The organism is Pseudoxanthomonas sp. Soil82, from assembly GCF_040446535.1.
In the GTDB taxonomy this organism is placed as follows: Bacteria; Pseudomonadota; Gammaproteobacteria; order Xanthomonadales; family Xanthomonadaceae; genus Pseudoxanthomonas; species Pseudoxanthomonas kaohsiungensis.
This window is the reverse complement of the sequence record NZ_JBEAAK010000005.1, coordinates 237,878-256,086: the sequence shown is the minus strand read 5'-3', so window position 1 is coordinate 256,086 and position 18,209 is coordinate 237,878. Positions and strand designations below refer to the sequence as shown.

15 protein-coding genes and 1 riboswitch are annotated in these 18,209 nt (G+C 70.4%); of the genes, 9 read left to right on the top strand and 6 right to left on the bottom strand.

Annotated features, from left to right (window positions below):
• The first annotated feature begins 168 nt into the window (after positions 1-168).
• From ABKA19_RS14935 to ABKA19_RS14915, 5 genes are all read left to right on the top strand, one after another.
• Entirely contained in the window at positions 169-1,593 is a 1,425-nt protein-coding gene (locus ABKA19_RS14935) for a glycoside hydrolase 5 family protein (protein ID WP_353689570.1), read from the top strand.
• 56 nt (positions 1,594-1,649) lie between these two features.
• A riboswitch (TPP riboswitch) is annotated at positions 1,650-1,757 on the top strand.
• Positions 1,758-1,908: 151 nt separating this feature from the next.
• Positions 1,909-3,786, top strand: a complete 1,878-nt coding sequence (gene thiC / locus ABKA19_RS14930; protein ID WP_353689569.1) for a phosphomethylpyrimidine synthase ThiC — start codon at positions 1,909-1,911, stop codon at positions 3,784-3,786.
• 63 nt (positions 3,787-3,849) lie between these two features.
• Positions 3,850-4,014: a hypothetical protein gene (locus ABKA19_RS14925; RefSeq protein WP_162377618.1), complete on the top strand. Its 165-nt coding sequence runs from the start codon at positions 3,850-3,852 to the stop codon at positions 4,012-4,014.
• 3 nt (positions 4,015-4,017) lie between these two features.
• Positions 4,018-4,698 carry an ion channel gene (locus ABKA19_RS14920; protein ID WP_353689568.1) on the top strand — a complete coding sequence of 227 codons (681 nt, stop codon included), beginning with the start codon at positions 4,018-4,020 and terminating at the stop codon, positions 4,696-4,698.
• 82 nt (positions 4,699-4,780) lie between these two features.
• Positions 4,781-6,682 carry a sulfotransferase gene (locus ABKA19_RS14915; protein ID WP_353689567.1) on the top strand — a complete coding sequence of 634 codons (1,902 nt, stop codon included), beginning with the start codon at positions 4,781-4,783 and terminating at the stop codon, positions 6,680-6,682.
• Between the two features lie 19 nt (positions 6,683-6,701).
• Here ABKA19_RS14915 and ABKA19_RS14910 read toward each other — a convergent pair whose 3' ends face one another.
• Positions 6,702-7,808, bottom strand: coding sequence for an HDOD domain-containing protein (locus ABKA19_RS14910; RefSeq protein WP_353689566.1), 1,107 nt, complete (start codon positions 7,806-7,808; stop codon positions 6,702-6,704).
• A 257-nt stretch (positions 7,809-8,065) separates the two neighbouring features.
• Positions 8,066-8,599 carry an inorganic diphosphatase gene (ppa, locus tag ABKA19_RS14905; protein ID WP_162377631.1) on the bottom strand — a complete coding sequence of 178 codons (534 nt, stop codon included), beginning with the start codon at positions 8,597-8,599 and terminating at the stop codon, positions 8,066-8,068.
• Between the two features lie 116 nt (positions 8,600-8,715).
• Here ppa and ABKA19_RS14900 point away from each other — a divergent pair, with 116 nt between their 5' ends.
• The gene (locus tag ABKA19_RS14900; RefSeq protein ID WP_353689565.1) at positions 8,716-9,780 is read left to right on the top strand and encodes an MBL fold metallo-hydrolase; all 1,065 of its coding nucleotides are present in this window, start codon (positions 8,716-8,718) and stop codon (positions 9,778-9,780) included.
• A gap of 61 nt (positions 9,781-9,841) precedes the next feature.
• On the opposite strand, the gene ABKA19_RS14895 is transcribed toward ABKA19_RS14900, so the two are convergent.
• On the bottom strand, positions 9,842-11,869 hold the full coding sequence (locus ABKA19_RS14895; protein WP_353689564.1) for a sodium-translocating pyrophosphatase: 2,028 nt from the start codon (positions 11,867-11,869) through the stop codon (positions 9,842-9,844).
• 280 nt (positions 11,870-12,149) lie between these two features.
• On the opposite strand from ABKA19_RS14895, the gene ABKA19_RS14890 reads away from it, so the two are divergent.
• Positions 12,150-12,683, top strand: coding sequence for a hypothetical protein (locus ABKA19_RS14890; RefSeq protein ID WP_353689563.1), 534 nt, complete (start codon positions 12,150-12,152; stop codon positions 12,681-12,683).
• A 6-nt stretch (positions 12,684-12,689) separates the two neighbouring features.
• Here ABKA19_RS14890 and ABKA19_RS14885 read toward each other — a convergent pair whose 3' ends face one another.
• From ABKA19_RS14885 to ABKA19_RS14875, 3 genes are all read right to left on the bottom strand, one after another.
• Positions 12,690-13,133, bottom strand: a complete 444-nt coding sequence (locus ABKA19_RS14885) for a VOC family protein (protein ID WP_353689562.1) — start codon at positions 13,131-13,133, stop codon at positions 12,690-12,692.
• A 79-nt stretch (positions 13,134-13,212) separates the two neighbouring features.
• Positions 13,213-14,001: a helix-turn-helix domain-containing protein gene (locus ABKA19_RS14880; protein WP_353689561.1), complete on the bottom strand. Its 789-nt coding sequence runs from the start codon at positions 13,999-14,001 to the stop codon at positions 13,213-13,215.
• Positions 14,002-14,005: 4 nt separating this feature from the next.
• Positions 14,006-15,274: a 6-phosphofructokinase gene (locus tag ABKA19_RS14875; RefSeq protein WP_353689560.1), complete on the bottom strand. Its 1,269-nt coding sequence runs from the start codon at positions 15,272-15,274 to the stop codon at positions 14,006-14,008.
• A gap of 151 nt (positions 15,275-15,425) precedes the next feature.
• Between ABKA19_RS14875 and ABKA19_RS14870 the strand changes: the two genes are divergently transcribed.
• Positions 15,426-15,989 carry an adenylate kinase gene (locus tag ABKA19_RS14870; protein WP_353689559.1) on the top strand — a complete coding sequence of 188 codons (564 nt, stop codon included), beginning with the start codon at positions 15,426-15,428 and terminating at the stop codon, positions 15,987-15,989.
• Between the two features lie 790 nt (positions 15,990-16,779).
• Positions 16,780-18,183, top strand: a complete 1,404-nt coding sequence (gene mpl / locus ABKA19_RS14865) for a UDP-N-acetylmuramate:L-alanyl-gamma-D-glutamyl-meso-diaminopimelate ligase (protein ID WP_353689558.1) — start codon at positions 16,780-16,782, stop codon at positions 18,181-18,183.
• Positions 18,184-18,209 lie beyond the last annotated feature (26 nt).

Sequence of the window (18,209 nt, the reverse complement as noted above, 5' to 3'; positions counted from 1 at the left end):
ATCGCCGCGCCACGCGCCGTCGACTCGATTCCCTTCCCGTCCATGGGCGACGCGTGCGCGGAATAGGTGATATGCGCCGTTCGCATGCGTGTCGCGGGGGCGCCGCCAACGTGTAAGGTGCGGCGCATCCGCGTGCGATCGCGGGCTGACTGGACGGGGAGCGCTTCCATGCACGTGTCTGCCGGGTGGACCAACGGTTTCGGCCGCATCGCTTTGTGCGTTGTCTTTTCGCTGACCGGCCTGCTGGCTGCGTGTTCGGGCAAGCCTGCGGCGGAAGACGCCGCCGCTGCGAAGGCCGAAGCAGCGCCCGCCGCTGCGGACCGCCCGGCGGTGCCGGACAGTCAGTCCGGATTCGTCACGGTCGAGGGCACGCGCTTCGTGCTCGACGGCAAGCCCTACCGCTTCGCCGGCGCGAACTTCTGGTACGGCGCCTACCTGGGCGCGCCCGACGGCGTCGGCGACCGCGAGCGCCTGCGCGCCGAACTCGACCAGCTCAAGGCCGCAGGCATCGACAACCTGCGCGTGCTGGCCATGGCGGAGGCCAGCGGCTTCAAGCGCGGCGTGCGGCCGGCGATCATGTCCGCGCCCGGCCAGTACGACGAGGCGATGCTGCAGGGACTGGACTACCTGCTGGCGGAGATGGCCCGCCGCGACATGAAGGCCGTGCTCTACCTCAACAACTTCTGGCAGTGGTCCGGCGGCATGTCGCAGTACGTGGCCTGGGCCACCGGCGGCTCGGTGTCCGAGCACGACCCGGACCTGACCGGCGACTGGAACGGGTTCATGCAGAACTCGGCCCGCTTCTACGCGATCCCGGAGGCCCAGGCCTGGTATCGCGACGCGATCGCCACCGTGGTCGGCCGCACCAACAGCATCACCGGCGTGGCCTACGTGGACGATCCCACGGTGATGTCCTGGCAGCTGGCCAACGAGCCGCGGCCAGGCAGCGATGCCGGCGGCAAGGCGAATGCCGACGCCTACGTGCGCTGGATCGACGAGACCGCCGGGTACATCCGTGGCCTCGCGCCCAGGCAGCTGGTCAGCACCGGCAGCGAGGGCGAGAAGGGTTCGGCGGGCGACATGGCGCTGTTCGTCCGCGCCCACGACACGCCGAACGTCGACTACCTGACCTTCCACCTGTGGCCGTCCAACTGGAGCTGGATCGACCACAAGGACCCGGCGGCCAGGCTGGAAGCCGGGTTGGCGACCTCGCTCGACTACATCGACCGGCACGTCGAAGTGGCGGGGAAACTGGGCAAACCCATCGTCCTGTCCGAGTTCGGCCTCAACCGCGACCAGGGGGCCTACGACCCGGCCTCGGGCACGCAGGCGCGCGACCGCTTCTACCGCGCGATCTACGCGCGCCTGCTCGAGCGGATGCAGGCCGGCGACGCCATCGCCGGTTCCAACTTCTGGGCCTGGGGCGGCCGTGGCCGCACCACCAACGCCGACTGGATGTGGGCGCCGGGCGACCCGTTCACCGGCGATCCGCCGCAGGAGGCGCAAGGGCTGTTCTCGCTGTTCGACAGCGATACCTCCACCCTGGGCATCGTGTCCGGCCACGCCCGGTCCGTGCACGCGCTGCCGGATTGATGGCTGGCCGGGGCCGCCGGCGGCATGTCGGCCGCCGCCCCGGTATGGTCTAATGCCGGCGGAAGCGGGGGTACCGCCGACGCCGGCACGGGTCGATGGTTGAGACAGTCCCTTGGAACCTGATCCGGCTGATACCGGCGTAGGGAAGCTTTCGCAGGACTTGCGGCCTGCTCGCCAGGTGCGATCACCCCCGTCCGTCCTGTGTCCGCCCGCTCCGGGCAACGGGCCGCGTCGTGCATGCATGCACGCGTGCCCGCTTGCCGTGGACCGCACTCCGGTGCGGTGGCCCCCGAGCACCTACAGCGGACACCCAGCATGAATGCCATCCCCGCCACGCTGCTGCAGCAGACCGAGCAGCTTTCCGAGTCCGTGACCCGCCCGATTCCGGGCTCGCGCAAGATCCACGTCCAGGGTTCGCGCCCGGACCTGCGCGTGCCCATGCGCGAGATCGCGCTGACCCGAACCCCGACCGTGTTCGGCGGCGAGGAGAATCCGCCGGTCACCGTCTATGACACCTCCGGTCCGTACACCGACCCGGACGCGCGGATCGACCTGGCTGCCGGCCTGCCCGCGCTGCGCGCGCAGTGGATCGCCGAGCGCGGCGATACCGAGGCGCTGCCGGCGCTGAGTTCGGAATTCGGCCGCGCCCGCGAGCACGATCCGAAGCTGGCTGCGGTGCGCTTCCCCGGCCGGCCGCTGCCGCGCAAGGCCGTCGCCGGCGCCAACGTCACCCAGATGCACTACGCGCGCCGTGGCATCGTCACGCCCGAGATGGAGTACGTGGCGATCCGCGAGAACCAGCGCCTGGACGCGGTCCGCGACGCCGGACTGCTGGTCCAGCACCCGGGCGAGAGCTTCGGCGCTAGCATCCAGAAGATCATCACCCCGGAGTTCGTGCGCGACGAGATCGCGCGCGGCCGCGCGATCCTGCCCAACAACATCAACCATCCCGAAAGCGAGCCGATGATCATCGGCCGCAACTTCCTCACCAAGATCAACGCCAACATCGGCAATTCCGCGGTGTCCTCGGGCATCGCCGAGGAAGTGGAAAAGCTGGTCTGGGCGATCCGCTGGGGCGGCGACACGGTGATGGACCTGTCCACCGGCAAGCACATCCACGAGACCCGCGAGTGGATCATCCGCAACTCGCCGGTGCCGATCGGTACCGTGCCGATCTACCAGGCGTTGGAGAAGGTCGACGGCCGCGCCGAGGAACTGACCTGGGAGATCTTCCGCGACACGCTGATCGAGCAGGCCGAGCAGGGCGTGGACTACTTCACCATCCATGCCGGCGTGCTGCTGCGCTATGTGCCGCTCACCGCCAGGCGCGTCACCGGAATCGTGTCGCGTGGCGGTTCGATCCTGGCCAAGTGGTGCCTGGCGCACCACAAGGAGAACTTCCTCTACACGCACTTCGAGGACATCTGCGAAATCATGAAGGCCTACGACGTGGCCTTCTCGCTGGGCGACGGCCTGCGCCCGGGCTGCATTGCCGACGCCAACGACGCGGCCCAGTTCGGCGAGCTGGAGACGCTGGGCGAGCTGACCAGGATCGCCTGGAAGCACGACGTGCAGACCATGATCGAAGGCCCCGGCCACGTGCCGATGCAGCTGATAAAGGAGAACATGGACAAGCAGCTGCGCGAGTGCGGCGAGGCGCCGTTCTACACGCTCGGCCCGCTGACCACCGACATCGCGCCCGGCTACGACCACATCACCTCGGCCATTGGCGCGGCGATGATCGGCTGGTTCGGCACCGCGATGCTTTGCTACGTGACGCCCAAGGAGCACCTGGGCCTGCCCAACCGCCAGGACGTGCGCGACGGGATCATGGCCTACCGCATCGCCGCCCACGCGGCCGACCTGGCCAAGGGCCACCCGGGCGCGCAGGTGCGCGACAACGCGCTGAGCAAGGCGCGGTTCGAGTTCCGCTGGGAGGACCAGTTCCACCTGGGCCTGGATCCGGAGAAGGCCAGGGAGTTCCACGACGAGACCCTGCCCAAGGATGCGCACAAGCTGGCGCATTTCTGCTCGATGTGCGGCCCGCATTTCTGCTCGATGAAGATCACCCAGGACGTGCGCGACTACGCCGCCGAGCACGGGGTCGACGAGCAGGCCGCGCTCGAGGCCGGAATGGCCGAGAAGTCGGCGCAGTTCCTGGAGCAGGGGGCGCAGGTCTACCGCCCGGGGTGACCTGCCGGTAGCGGCGGCGATGCGCTATCGTCGCCGCTGTCCCGGAACCGGCAAGGAATGGCAATGAGCGCAGGCACCAGTGTGGTCAGGGCGGGGATCGGCTTCGGCACCGCCCTGGCGATCACCCTTTCGTGGACCGCCAACAAGTCGCTGCTGTGGGTGATCATCCACGGCATCCTGGGCTGGATCTACGTCGTCTACTACGCGCTGTTCAAGCATTTCGGCTGAACGATGGCCGCGTTCGCGCCGCTGCGCTGGGTGGTCCGGATCCGCCGCCATCCGTCGGCATTGCTGCTGGCCGTGCAGCTGCTGGGGGTGATGCTGTACCCGGTGATGGAACAGGCCGCCGCCGGGCGCGCGCTGTTCGGCGCGTTCGGCATCGTCGTGCTGCTGCTGGCGGTCTGGGTGGTCAAGCGCAGCCCGGCCCTGGGCTGGGTCGCCTGGTGCCTGGCGCTGCCGGCTGTGCTGCTGTCGATCGCCGCGGCGCTGCTCGGCAAGCCGGCCCTGACCGCGATGTCGCAGGCGCTGGAAAGCCTGCTGTACTTCTACGCGGCCGGCAGCCTGACCGCGTACATGCTCGAGGACCACGAGGTCACGCGCGACGAACTGTATGCGTGTGGCGCCACCTTCACGCTGCTGGCCTGGGCGTTCGCGTTCGCCTTCTCGGTCTGCCAGATCGTCAATCCGGGCAGCTTCGATGCGACCTCCGAACTGCCACAGCGCACCTGGATGGAGCTGCTCTACCTGAGCTTCAGCCTGCTCTCCGGCGTGGGCCTGAGCGACGTCGTGCCGGTGCTGCCGCAGGCGCGCGCGCTGGCGATGCTGGCCCAGTTCGCCGGCGTGATGTACATCGCGCTGGTGGTATCGCGCCTGATCGGTTTGAGCGTGGTAAGGCGCGGCCGCGGGGGTTGAACGCCGACCCATGGCGGCCGGCACTGTGCCAGCCGCGGCCGGGTCTGCCAGACTGCGTGCCTCCGACGCATCCAGCAACGCCATGAAACTGCAGGTTCCCTTCCTCCAGCTGCCGCTCCTGTTCGACCATGCCGCGCTGGCCGCGGAGATCGCGGCGATCGATGCGCGCTGGTGGCGCGGCCGCACCCAGAACGACGACGGCAACAGCGCGCTGACCCTGGTCACCACCCACGGCGATCCGGACAGCGACGAGCTCAGCGGGCCGATGCGGCCGACGCCGGCGCTGGCGCAATGCCCGTACCTGATGCAGGTGCTCGAAGCCCTCGGCGTCACCCTCGGCCGCTCGCGGCTGATGCGCCTGTCCGGCCAGGCCGAAGTGCGCGCGCACGTGGACATCAACTACTACTGGCGCGAGCGCATGCGCGTGCACGTGCCGATCGTGACCACGCCGTCGGTGCGTTTCCAGTGCGGCGAAGGCGAGGTCAACATGGCCGCGGGCGAGTGCTGGATCTTCGATACCTGGCGCCGGCACCGGGTGCTCAACGCGGGCAACGAGACCCGCATCCACCTGGTGGTCGACACCGTCGGCGGCGAGCGCTTCTGGGACCTGCTGGCGCAGGCGCGGCCGCCGGGCCAACGCGGTCCGGAGTGGCGGCCTGCGCTCGTCGCGCCCCAACCAGGGCGGCCCGCGCCGGCGCTGGAGTTCGAGAACTTCAACGCGCCCAAGGTCATGTCGCCCTGGGAACTGCGCGAGCACATCGTCTTCCTGCTCGGCGAGGCGGTGGCCGATCCGCGCATGCCCGCGATCCAGCAGGCGCTGTTGCGTTTCGCCCGGCGCTGGCAGGCCTTGTGGGCCGCGACCGGCGACGGCGACGCGGGTGTGCCGCGCTACCGCGCGCTGCTCGAAGGCATCGGTGGCGAGTTGCAATCCCTCGGTGCGGGCGAGATCGGGCTGAAGAACGAGCTCGGGTTCCTGCATGCGCTGCGCTCGCACGTGCTCGACATGGCGGTGGCCTCGCCGGCGTCCGCCGGCGACGAATCGCGCATGGACCGGCACGGCGACTCTCACGGCGATCCGCATGGCGGCATGCACGCGGGCGCGGCCGCGGTGCCGGAAAGGCCGGCGCTGCGCGTGCCCGGTGCCGGGTCGCGCGATCCCGTGTTCGATCGCCCGCTGTTCATCATCAGTCCGCCGCGGTCGGGGTCGACCCTGCTGTTCGAGACCCTGGCCGGCGCGCCTGGACTGTTCTCGCCGGGGGACGAAAGCCATGCGCTGATCGAAGGCCTCCGCGGCCTTTCCCCGGCGGCCCACGGCTGGGATTCGAACCGGTTGCTGGCCACCGATGCCGATGCGGAGACGGCGGCGATCCTGCGCGAGCGCTTCCATCGCCAGCTCCGGGACCGCGGCGGTCGTCCAGCCGGTGCCGCACCGGTGCGCATGCTGGAGAAGACGCCCAAGAACGCGCTGCGGATTCCGTTCCTGCGTGCGGTGTTCCCCGAAGCGCGCTTCGTGTTCCTGTATCGCGATCCCCGGCAGGTGCTGGGCAGCATGATCGATGGCTGGCGATCGGGCGACTTCCGCATGTACCCGCAGTTGCCGGGCTGGGAGGGGCCGGCCTGGTCGTTCCTGCTGACGCCGGGCTGGCGGGAAGGCAGCGGCCGGCCGCTGGAGGAGGTCGTCGCCCGGCAATGGGCCAGCGCCGCGACCACGCTGCTGGACGATCTCCAGGCGTTGCCCGCCGATACCTGGACCTCGATCGTGCACGCCCGTTTCCTGGCCGATCCGCAGGGCGAGATGGAGCGCCTGTGCGGCTGGGCGGGGCTGGACTGGGACCGGCGGCTGGGGTCCAGCCTGCCGCTCTCGCGCTACACGCTCACCGCGCCCGATCCGCAGAAATGGCGTCGCCACGAAGCGGCGATCGAGGCGCATCGCCCGCTGTGGGAGCCCGCCGCTGCGCGCGCGGAGGCGTTGCTCCGCCGCTGACGCGGCGGCGCCGGTTCATTCACGCCGCCAGCGGGGTGGCGTTGAGTGCTTCGGCGTAGCCGCGCCAGTCGCCCAGGCGCGACACGACGCCGGTGCGGGTCAGGTAGGCCTCGTCGGGTTCCTCGCCGGCGGCCAGGGCCATGGCGGTGTGGACCGCACCGGTGACCCAGAAGCTGCGCGTGCTCGAGCGCGACGGCGAGCGGTGGAACGCGACCGCTTCGATGATCGGCATCGGCAGGCCCCACAGGCCCAGCAGGTAGGCGCCGGCCTCGGCATGGCCCGGGCGCGCATCGCCATCGATCGCCGCCTCGCGCTCGTCGCGCACGCCCGGAAGCAGCAGGCCGATGTCGGCCAGCAGCGCGGCGGTGGCGCCGAGTTCGGCGCTGGATTCGGGGAGCATGCGCTTGGCCAGGCGCGAGGCCAGCAGGGCGCGCTGCTGCAGCGCCGCGCGGTCCACGCCGGATGCCCCGGGCAGCGAGAACACCTCGCTGGCCAGGACCAGGTCGCGCAGCGTGGAGATGCCCAGGCGGGTCACCGCCGCGCGCAGGTCGGCGATGGTGCGGCCGTTGGAGAAATAGGCCGAATTGCACAGCTGCAGCACCTTCGCCGCGATCGCCGGGTCGCCGGCCACCAGGCGGGCGATGTCCGAGGCGCTGGTGTCCTCGTCGGTCTCCAGCGCGTTCATCAGGCGCAGGTAGAGCTGCGGCGGCGAGGGCAGCTGCTCGACCCGGCCGATGCGCTCGCGCAGGACCGGGTTGTCGAGCAGTTCGCGCAGTTCCTCGAGGCTGCCGATCGCCTCCAGCAGCACTTCCGGCGCCAGCGGCGCAGGCAGGAAGCGGTGGGCCAGGCCGATGATACGCGCCGGCGGGTTCTGGTCGCCGTCGATCACCGCCACGCGCGAGGCTTCCGCGCGCAGGGTGCGCACCTGGCCCAGCAGGGTGGCCGGCGGCATGTCGGGAAGGGTGGGTGCGACCAGGATCACGTCCAGTGGCTGGGCGGCGACGCGCGCCATCGCACCGCCGGCGTCGTCGCAACGCTCCACTTCCCAGTCCTGGCCCAGCTCGGCCACCAGCTCGACCAGGGTGGCCGGAAACACGGCTTCATCGCCGACAAACAGAATGCGCACGAAAAACCTCCCATGGGGCGACGCGGGAACAGGCGGAGGGCCGGCCTGGGCCGGATGTCCGTAACCGGTATCGGTCGGAGGGCAGGGAAAGTTGAGCGGGTGGCGCCGGGTGGCGCCGCGAAGATGCGGAACTGTGCGTCAGTTCCCGTTTGCTGCCGCGGCAGGCCGATCGCCGGCGGCCGGTGCCGGCCTTGCCGGGGTCCGGTGGACCGGCAAGGCCCCCGGCGCCGACCGCAGCCGGCGCCGGGGCGCGGCGGTCAGGCCTTGTCGGCCGCGCGCTTCATCGCGTCGACCAGGATCTGCTTGGCCTCGGCGGCGTCGCCCCAGCCGTCGAGCTTGACCCACTTGCCCTTTTCCAGGTCCTTGTAGTGCTCGAAGAAGTGGCCGATGCGCTCCAGCCAGTGCGGCGAGACCTGGCCGATGTCTTCCACGTGCGCGTAACCGGAGAACACCTTGGACACCGGCACGGCCAGGATCTTCTCGTCGCTGCCGGCCTCGTCGGTCATCTTCAGCACGCCAACCGGGCGGCAGCGCACCACCGAGCCGGGAATCAGCGGCAGGGGCAGGACCACCAGCACGTCGGCCGGGTCGCCGTCGCCGCACAGGGTGTCGGGCACGTAGCCGTAGTTGCACGGATAACGCATCGGGGTGGAGAGGATGCGGTCGACGAAGATCGCGCCGCTTTCCTTGTCCACTTCGTACTTCACCGGCTCGGAGTCCTTGGGGATCTCGATGATGACGTTGATTTCCTCGGGCGGATTGCGCCCGGCGCTGACCTGGTCGAGGCCCATGTGCTGCTCCGTTGCGATGCTGGATGGGGGGAAAGGCGGCCATTTTACGCCTTCGGCTGCTGCGGCGCACAAAGCGGAAGCGGCAGGGACATGGTTCCGGCCGGACCGGGGCGAAAGTGACTTCCGGCCGTGGGGATTTCCGCCTGGACCCCATACCCTGCGGGTGGTTGAAGCCGGAGGGGGCCATGAACGGACGGTTCGCTGCAGGTCTTGCCGGGCTGCTGTGGGCGGCACTGGCAACGGCCGCGCCGACGCAGCCGGCGGCGTGGCAGGCCATGGCGTGGAACGAGGGGGCCGATGACTGCGAGGCCGCCTCGCAGCCGCCGCTGCAGGTACGGCGCCTGGACGCCACGACCTTCGTTCTCCGTCAGGGGCTCTGCGTCGATTTCGAGGCGAATTTCCTCTACCTGCTGATCGGCAACGAGCGCGCGCTGCTGATCGACAGCGGCGCGGTCGCCGATCCCGCGCTCATGCCGCTCGCCAGGCGGGTGATCGCGCTACTCCCCGAACGCGAAGGCGCGAAGCTGCCGCTGCTCGTGGCGCACACCCATGGGCATCGCGACCATCGCGAGGGCGATGCGCAGTTCGCCGCGCTGCCAGGCGTGCGGATCGTGCCGGCGGACGTGGACGGCATGCGCCGCTTCTACGGGTTCGACCGCTGGCCGGAGGGCAGCGCGCGCCTGGACCTGGGCGCGCGCGTCGTGCAGGTGCTGCCCGCACCGGGGCACCATCCCGCGCACGTGGTCTTTCACGATGGGCAGACCGGGGTCCTGTTCACGGGCGACTTCCTGTTGCCGGGCCGCATCACCGTCGATGACGCCGACGCCTTCGAGGCGAGCGCCCGGCGCATCGCCGCGTTCGTGCGCGACCGTTCGATCCCGCACGTGCTGGGTGGCCACGTCGAACTCGATGTCGATGGCGAACTCTATCCCCACGGCGCGACCCACCATCCGCGCGAGCGTGGCCTGGGCCTGGCGAAGGCGGACGTGCTCGCGCTGCCCGATGCGCTGGCCGGATTCAACGGCTTCTACGCACGCCATGCGAACTTCGTGCTCACCGATCCCGTGCGCAATCTCGCGGTGCTCGCGGCCGCCCTCGTGGCGGCGCTGGCCCTGGCGGGATGGGCGATCGTGCGCCTGTTGCGACGGCGCCGCGCCGCCAGGGCCGCGTGTGCAGTGTGACCCGAAGCAGCACGGCGGCCCGTAGGCCGCCGTGCGGGTCATCCGGAACCGTGGCGCTCCGTTACAGCAGTGGCACCAGCAGCAGCGCCACGATGTTGATGATCTTGATCAGCGGGTTGATGGCCGGGCCGGCGGTGTCCTTGTAAGGGTCGCCGACGGTGTCGCCGGTGACCGCGGCCTTGTGCGCCTCGCTGCCCTTGCCGCCGAAGTGGCCATCCTCGATGTACTTCTTGGCGTTGTCCCAGGCGCCGCCGCCGGTGGTCATCGAGATCGCCACGAACAGGCCAGTCACGATGGTGCCGATCAGCAGGCCGCCGAGCGCCTTCGGTCCCAGCAACAGGCCCACGACGATCGGTACGGCCACCGGCAGCAGCGACGGCACGATCATCTCCTTGATCGCCGAGCGGGTGAGCATGTCCACTGCCTTGTCGTACTGCGGCTTGCCGGTGCCCTGCATGATTCCCGGGATCTCGCGGAACTGGCGGCGCACTTCCTCCACCACCGCGCCGGCGGCGCGGCCGACCGCCTCCATCGCCATCGCGCCGAACAGGTACGGGATCAGGCCGCCGATCAGCAGGCCGATGATCACGGTGTGGTCGGACAGGTCGAACGCGAACACTTCACCCGGGTTATTGGCCTGCAGGTTGTGGGTGTAGTCGGCGAACAGGACGAGTGCCGCAAGCGCGGCCGAACCGATCGCATAGCCCTTGGTCACCGCCTTGGTGGTGTTGCCGACCGCGTCGAGCGGGTCGGTGACGTTGCGCACCTCCGGCGGAAGTTCGGACATCTCGGCGATGCCGCCGGCGTTGTCGGTGATCGGGCCGTAGGCGTCCAGCGCCACGATCATGCCGGCCATCGACAGCATGGCAGTGGCGGCGATGGCGATGCCGTACAGGCCGCCGTGCAGGTGGGCGAACCAGATCGCGGCACAGACCGCCACCACCGGCAGTGCGGTCGACTTCATCGACACGCCCAGGCCGGCGATGATGTTGGTGCCATGGCCGGTGGTCGAGGCCTGGGCCACGTGCTTGACCGGTCCGTACTGGGTGCCGGTGTAGTACTCGGTGATCCACACGATCAGGCCGGTCAGGACCAGGCCGATCAGCGCGCAGATATAGAGGTTCAGCGCGCCGTGGCTGTTGTCGCCCATCAGTGACATGGTGATCGGCCAGAACGCGATCGCCGCCAGCACGCCGGACACGATCACGCCCTTGTACAGCGCGCCCATGATCGAGCCGCCGGGCTTCACCCTGACGAAGAACGCACCGATGATCGAGGCCACGATCGACACGCCGCCCAGCACCAGCGGGTAGAGCACGGCATTGCGGCCGACCTCGTCGATCATCAGCCCGCCCAGCAGCATGGTCGCGATCACGGTGACCGCGTAGGTCTCGAACAGGTCGGCGGCCATGCCGGCGCAGTCGCCGACGTTGTCGCCGACGTTGTCGGCGATCACCGCCGGGTTGCGCGGGTCGTCCTCGGGGATGCCGGCCTCGACCTTGCCGACCAGGTCGGCGCCCACGTCGGCACCCTTGGTGAAGATGCCGCCGCCGAGGCGGGCGAAGATCGAGATCAGCGAGGAGCCGAAGGCCAGGCCGACCAGCGCGTGCAGGTTGTCGGCCTGGCTCAGGCCCAGCCGCTGCAGCAGCCAGTAGTAGCCGGCCACGCCGAGCAGGCCCAAGCCGACCACGAGCATCCCGGTGATCGCGCCGCCGCGGAAGGCCACGTCCATCGCCGGGCCCAGGCCACGGCGCGCGGCCTCGGCGGTGCGCACGTTGGCGCGGACCGACACGTTCATGCCGATGTAGCCGGCCGCGCCGGACAGCACCGCGCCGATGGCGAAGCCGATGGCGGTGTACCAGCTGAGGAAGAACCCGACCAGCACGAACAGCGCCGCGCCGGCGATGGCGATGGTCAGGTATTGACGGTTGAGGTAGGCGCGGGCGCCTTCCTGGATGGCAGCGGCGATCTGCTGCATGCGTTCGTTGCCCGCCGGTTGCGCCAGGATCCAGCGCGCGGACACGATGCCGTAGAGGATTGCGAGGACGGCGCAGAGCAGTGCCAACGCCAAACCGTATTGTTCCAGCATGAACCCCTCCCAAGGTTGATGGATGCCACCCAGTGGACGGGTGAACAGGAGGGCACGCCGGGCAAGTCGTGAAGCACTGGAGCGGACCCGAGAGGCGCGTCACACCGTGTTCAACATCCCTGGAGCAGCCCGAGTATGACCGCATGGCCGGCCGGAAGGCCACATGGCGTTCATGCGGACGGTGACAGGATCGATGCCCCTCCCCGCCGATCGAGCGCCGATGCCCGTCCACGCGCCCCACTCGCCACCCGAGAAGCAGTCCCGGCCGCACCCGGCGTCGATGGAACCGCGTCCGGGCCCGGCCGAGATCTTCCGCCAGGCCTTCCTGCTCGCCGTGCTCGTGGCGGTCGCGGCCGTCGCCGCGCCGCTGCAGGCCCAGGCGCCGCAGCGCGAGCGCACCGGGACGCCGCAGGCGACCGGGGCGCTGCACACGGTCCGCACCATCCCCGAGGCGTGCACCCGACTGGAAGGCATGTACACGGGCGATCCGGCGCAGCCGTACCGGCTGCAGCCGGTGGACACCGCACCCGGATGCCGGCAGCGGGCGCGCTACGTGGACCCGGCCCAGGCCCGGCCGGACGCCGGTGCCGGATGGGTGCTCGATGACCTGGTCCGCGTTCCGGATGCGGCCTGCCCGGATCGGCAGGCGCTGGTGCGGGTATGGCGCAAGCCCGTGGACCAGACCCTGGAGCTGGACGGACAGGGCCGGGTGCGGATCTACCTGCAGGATGCGCAGAAGCAGGCAGCCGCCGGGCAGATGCGCGAGCTTCCGGAATATTCGGCGCAGCTGGAACTCGCGGGCCGCTGCGGCTGAGCCGCGTCAGCCTTCCGGGAACAGCGCCACATACCGCCGCTGCATCTCCTCCGGCGTCACCTCCTCGATGCTGTGGCCGATGTTCCAGCGGTGGCCGAACGGATCGATGACCACCCCGGAGCGCTCGCCGTAGAAGGCGTCGCTGGCGGCGCGCTCGAGCGTGGCGCCGGCGGCGACGGCGCGCTGGATCGTGGCGTCGGCATCGTCCACGTGCAGGTGCAGGGTGGTGCTGTGGCCGTGCGCCGGGTCGGGCTTGCGGATGCCCAGCTCCGGGAATTCCTCGCACAGCATCAGGATGGTGCCGTCGAAATCCACTTCCGCGTGGCCGATGCGTCCGCCCGGTTCGACCAGGCGGAACTTCTCGGTGGCGCCGAAGGCGTGCCGGTAGAAGTCGATCGCGCGCGCGGCGTCGGCGACGCAGAGGTAGGCGAACAGTTCGTGGGTAGCCATGGCTGCCTCGCTGGCGGAAGGGGACCGGCCGGCAGGATGGCCCGTCGCCGGCCACCGGATATTGGAAAAAACTGACCGCTCAATCCACCCGGACGTGGCGTGGATGCAGGCGGCCGTCCCGGTAGCAACGGGCCGGCAGGCCGGCGAACTGGCGGAAGTCACGCGCCAGGTGCGCCTGGTCGAAATAACCGTGCTCGGCGGCCAGCCCGCTCCAGTCCGGGCACCCGTCCACCTGCGCCAGCACGCGCTGGAACCGGCGAAGGCGCGCGTAGCGCTTGGGCGCCAGCCCGGTCGCGTCGAGGAACCGGGCGATGAGATGGCGATGGCTGCAGCTTGCCTGCGCCAGCACGTCGCGCAGGTCGGCGCCACGATCGAGCGCGGCGATGGCATGGTCCACTTCGGCGGCCAGCGGCGCGACCGGTCGCAGCTGCGCCAGCAGGGAGCGCTCGAGCACCGCCAGGCGTGCATCGGGCGTGTCGGCGCGCGCCAACCTGGCGTGCAGTTCGTCGACCGCCTCGCCCCAGAAGTCGCGCAGGGGTGCGTGCCGTTCGGCCAGGGTGGCGGCCGAGACGCCCAGCAGCGCCCAGGACGCGCCGGGCAGCAGCTGCGCGCCGACCGTGCAGCCCGGCTCGGTGCGCTTGGCGTAATAGCGGCTGCGCGCGCCGCAGACCACCGCGGTGTCGATCGCCTGGCCGGCGCGGTCGCCGCGACCGGCATACAACTGCAGCGGCGGCCCGTCGATGCGGACCGCCAGGTGCATCTCGCCGGAGGGAATGACGTGCTCGCGTCGCGCGCGCACGGAGTGCCCGACCCACAGGCTGCCGACGTAAGGCCGCAGCGCGGCCGCCAGCGGCGCGCGCGCAGTCATCGCATCAGCCTTCCCAGGCCTGCAGCTTCTTCTTGACCGCCACGTTCTTCAGCGCCACGTACTTCGGCAGGCCATCGCGGCCCCAGGGCAGCGGTGCCTCGCCGCGGATCAGCGGTTCCAGGTACTCGCGCGCCCTGGCGGTGATGCCGAAACCGTCCTTGCGGATGAAGTTGGCCGGCATGGTCTTCTCGTGGTTGGCGACCTTGTGCAGCGGGGCCGGCTCGATCTTCCAGCGGTAGGGCGCGCTGGACGTGCGCACTATCACCGGCATCACCGAATTCATGCCCTTGAGCGCGTACTGGACCGCCGCCTTGCCGACCGCCTGCGCCTGCTCCCAGTCGGTCTTGGAGGCGACATGGCGCGCGGAACGCTGCAGGTAGTCGGGCAGGGTCCAGTGCACCTTGTAGCCGAGCCGGTCCTTGACCTTGCCGGCCAGGTACGAAGACACGCCACCGAGCTGGGCATGGCCGAACGCGTCCTTGCCGCCGCCGGCATCGGCGACGAACTTGCCATCGGCATCGCGGATGCCCTCGCTGGCCACCACCACGCACCAGCCGACCTTCTTCACCACCTTGTCGACCTGGGCCAGGAACGCGGCCTCGTCGTAGGCGCGCTCGGGGAACAGGATGATCTGCGGGGCGTCATCGGGCGATTGCCCGGCCAGGCCGGCCGCGGCGGCAAGCCAGCCGGCGTGGCGGCCCATGGCCTCGTAGACGAACACCTTGGTCGAGGTCTCGGCCATGGCGGCCACGTCCAGCGCCGCCTCGCGCACCGACACGGCGGTGTACTTGGCGGCCGAGCCGAAGCCCGGGCAGGTGTCGGTCACCGCCAGGTCGTTGTCGATGGTCTTGGGAACACCAATACAGGTCAGCGGATAGCCGAACTCGGCCGCCAGCTGGGAGACCTTCCAGGCGGTGTCGGCCGAGTCGTTGCCGCCGTTGTAGAGGAACCAGCGCACGTCGTGGGCCTTGAGCACCTCCAGCAGTCGCTGGTACTTGGCCCGGTCCGCATCGACGGACTTGAGCTTGTAGCGGCACGAGCCGAATGCGCCGCCCGGGGTGTGGGCCAGCGCGGCGATGGCCGCGGCCGACTCCTTCGAGGTGTCCACCAGTTCCTCGCGCAGCGCGCCGAGGATGCCGTTGCGGGCGGCCAGCACCTTGATTCCCTTCGCCCGCGCCTCGCTGATGACGCCGCTGGCGGTGGCATTGATGACGGCGGTGACGCCGCCGGACTGGGCATAGAGCAGGGTGCCTTGCGGGGTGGCTCGGGCCATGGACGCGGTTCCTCCGGAGGGGACAATTCTGGGACAGCGCCACTGGATGCGGTAAGCTGCACCCGAATGGTGCGGTGCAATGCAGTGGTGCGCAGCGACGGAAGTCTAGCGCCCCCGGCCGCCACGGGACATTTCTTCATCGGAGCGATCGATGCGACTGGTACTTCTGGGCCCGCCCGGCTCGGGCAAGGGAACGCAGGCCGCGCGCCTGAAGGAAACCCTCGGCGTCCCCCACATCTCCACCGGCGACCTGCTGCGCGCCGAGGTGGCCGCCGGGACGCCGCTGGGCCTGCAGGCCAAGGAAGTGATGGCCCGGGGTGACCTGGTCTCCGACGAGATCCTGCTGGGCATGCTCGAATCGCGCCTGGGGCGCGACGACGTCGACAACGGCTTCATCCTCGACGGCTATCCGCGCAACCTGGCCCAGGCCGGCGCGCTGGACGGCCTGCTGGCCAAGATCGGCCAGCCGCTGGACGCGGTGGTGCAGCTGGACGTGGGCACCGACCTGCTGGTCGAGCGCATCGCCGGCCGCGCCCAGGCCGAGGGCCGCGCCGACGACAATCCCGAATCGGTGCGCAAGCGCCTGCAGGTCTACAACGACTCCACTGCCCCGGTGATCGGCTTCTACGAGAACCGCGGCACGCTGACCCGGATCGACGGCGTCGGCAGCATGGACGAGATCACCGCGCGGGTGCTGGCGGCGCTCAAGGGCTGAGTCCGCCGCGCTGGAAATCGACGCGCGTCGCCCCCGGGGCGGCGCGCGTTTTCTTTTGGGCGATATTCCGGGTGGGGCGGCGGCGTGTGCTTGCGGCCGCGCGACGCAACGGCCACTGGAACCGCAACGGCAACCGCTGTAACGGCAGCGCGGCTGGCTTCGGCGGGAGCCGCGGCAGGCCGGGGGTGTCGCAGCCGCTCGGGCGTACATCCCTGTACGCACTCGCTACCGCGGCCATCCATGGCCGCTGCTGCGACACCCCCGGCCTGCCACGTCTTCTGGGGCTTCCAGATCGTGGCGTTGATCCCGGCAAGAGCCGGCCTTGCCCCGGTGCCCGGTGTCGTCGGGATCGGCGGCGTTGCCACGGATCCAGCGTCCAGGCCGACAGCCGGGCTCCGCCGCGCCCACCTGCGGCGACGGCGGCCAGGAAGCAGCATCACGTTCTCCAGAAAACCGCGTTCTGCTTCTGATCGAAGCGACGAACTGCCAGCTGCCCGAGGACGTCGTGTCCTGGGGGTGGGGCGCAAGTGGCACAGGGATGTGCCACGACCCGCGTACGGACAGGACGTCCGCCCGAGGGATGCGCCCCGCCCCCAGGGCACGGCGGCCCCTTCCGAAGCCGACGCCCCGCGACCCGGCTCAAATACCCAGGTTCACGGTGGTTCCAGGATTCCGCGCCTTTAGCGCGGCTCCGAAGAAAACCGGTGCATTGGGAATGGAAGCAAGCCCGCAGCCAGGCCACCCAGCCGAACAGCCCAAAAACCGCGACGCTTCGGCGACAATCACCGGCATGAGCAAGATCCACATCCTCGGCATCGCCGGGACCTTCATGGGCGGCGTCGCCGCCCTGGCGCGCGAACTGGGCCACACCGTCGAGGGCAGCGACCAGGCGGTGTACCCGCCGATGTCGACCCAGCTCGAACGGCTGGGCATCGAGCTGAAACAGGGCTACCTGCCGGAGAACATCTCCGCCGATGCCGGGGAGATCGTCGTCGGCAACGCGCTGTCGCGCGGCAACCCGGCGGTGGAGCAGGTGCTCGACGATGGCCGCCGCTACATCTCCGGCGCCCAGTGGCTGGCCGAGCGCGTGCTGCCCGGGCGCACCACCCTGGCGGTGGCCGGCACCCACGGCAAGACCACGACCACCTCGATCCTGGCCTTCCTGCTGCAGGCGGCCGGGCGCGACCCGGGCTTCCTGATCGGCGGCGTCGCCGAGGATTTCGGCACGTCCGCGCGCCTGGGCGGCGGTCGCGAGTTCGTGGTCGAGGCCGACGAATACGACACCGCGTTCTTCGACAAGCGCAGCAAGTTCGTCCACTACCGGCCGCGGGTCGCGATCCTCAACAACCTCGAGTACGACCACGCCGACATCTTCCCCGACCTGGCCGCGATCCAGCGCCAGTTCCACCACCTCGTGCGCACGGTGCCGCGCGCCGGCCGCCTGGTCGTCAACGGCGAGGACGCGCACCTGGCGCAGGTGCTGGCGATGGGCTGCTGGACGCCGGTGGAGACCTTCGGCATCGAGCAGGCGGCCGTGGCCATCGCGCGCGCCGACGGCGGCGCCGGCTTCGACTGGAGCGCGCGCCTGCTCGATGCCGATGGCAGCGCCTTCGCCATGCTGCATCGCGGACAGGAAGCCGGCACCGTGCGCTGGCCGCTGGTCGGGCGGCACAACGTCATGAACGCGCTGGCCGCGCTGGCCGCCGCGCATGCGATCGGAGTCGCGCCGGCGCAGGTGACCGGCGCACTGGCCGCCTTCAGCAGCGTCAAGCGCCGCCTGGAAGTGCTCGGCACGCAGGGTGGCATCACCGTCTACGACGATTTCGCCCACCATCCCACCGCGATACGCACCACCCTCGAGGGCCTGCGCGCGAAGGTCGGTGCCGCGCGGATCGTGGTGGCGATGGAGCCACGCAGCAACTCGATGCGGCTGGGCGCGCATGCCGACGCACTGGCGCCCTCGCTGGAACTGGCCGATGCGGTGGTGTTCCTGCACCGGCCCGGGCTGGCCTGGGATGCCGGCAAGGTGGTTGCGGCGGTGCGTGGCGACGCGCGCGCCGTGGCCGACGCCGATACCCTGCTGGAGACGCTGCGCGACATGGCCGCGCCCGGCGACCACGTCGTGTTCATGTCCAACGGCGGCTTCGACGGCGCGCCGCGTCGCTTCGTGGCGATGCTCGGCGGGGTTCCCTGACCGCGCCCTTGACGGGACATGGACGC

Excerpts from the sequence above, each read along its gene's own strand:
- ABKA19_RS14935 (WP_353689570.1), top strand. The coding sequence starts at position 169 with ATGCACGTGTCTGCCGGGTGGACCAACGGTTTCGGCCGCATCGCTTTG.
- thiC (WP_353689569.1), top strand. The coding sequence starts at position 1,909 with ATGAATGCCATCCCCGCCACGCTGCTGCAGCAGACCGAGCAGCTTTCC.
- ABKA19_RS14925 (WP_162377618.1), top strand. The coding sequence starts at position 3,850 with ATGAGCGCAGGCACCAGTGTGGTCAGGGCGGGGATCGGCTTCGGCACC.
- ABKA19_RS14920 (WP_353689568.1), top strand. The coding sequence starts at position 4,018 with ATGGCCGCGTTCGCGCCGCTGCGCTGGGTGGTCCGGATCCGCCGCCAT.
- ABKA19_RS14915 (WP_353689567.1), top strand. The coding sequence starts at position 4,781 with ATGAAACTGCAGGTTCCCTTCCTCCAGCTGCCGCTCCTGTTCGACCAT.
- ppa (WP_162377631.1), bottom strand. The coding sequence starts at position 8,599 with ATGGGCCTCGACCAGGTCAGCGCCGGGCGCAATCCGCCCGAGGAAATC.
- ABKA19_RS14895 (WP_353689564.1), bottom strand. The coding sequence starts at position 11,869 with ATGCTGGAACAATACGGTTTGGCGTTGGCACTGCTCTGCGCCGTCCTC.
- ABKA19_RS14890 (WP_353689563.1), top strand. The coding sequence starts at position 12,150 with ATGGAACCGCGTCCGGGCCCGGCCGAGATCTTCCGCCAGGCCTTCCTG.
- ABKA19_RS14885 (WP_353689562.1), bottom strand. The coding sequence starts at position 13,133 with ATGGCTACCCACGAACTGTTCGCCTACCTCTGCGTCGCCGACGCCGCG.
- ABKA19_RS14880 (WP_353689561.1), bottom strand. The coding sequence starts at position 14,001 with ATGACTGCGCGCGCGCCGCTGGCGGCCGCGCTGCGGCCTTACGTCGGC.
- ABKA19_RS14875 (WP_353689560.1), bottom strand. The coding sequence starts at position 15,274 with ATGGCCCGAGCCACCCCGCAAGGCACCCTGCTCTATGCCCAGTCCGGC.
- ABKA19_RS14870 (WP_353689559.1), top strand. The coding sequence starts at position 15,426 with ATGCGACTGGTACTTCTGGGCCCGCCCGGCTCGGGCAAGGGAACGCAG.
- mpl (WP_353689558.1), top strand. The coding sequence starts at position 16,780 with ATGAGCAAGATCCACATCCTCGGCATCGCCGGGACCTTCATGGGCGGC.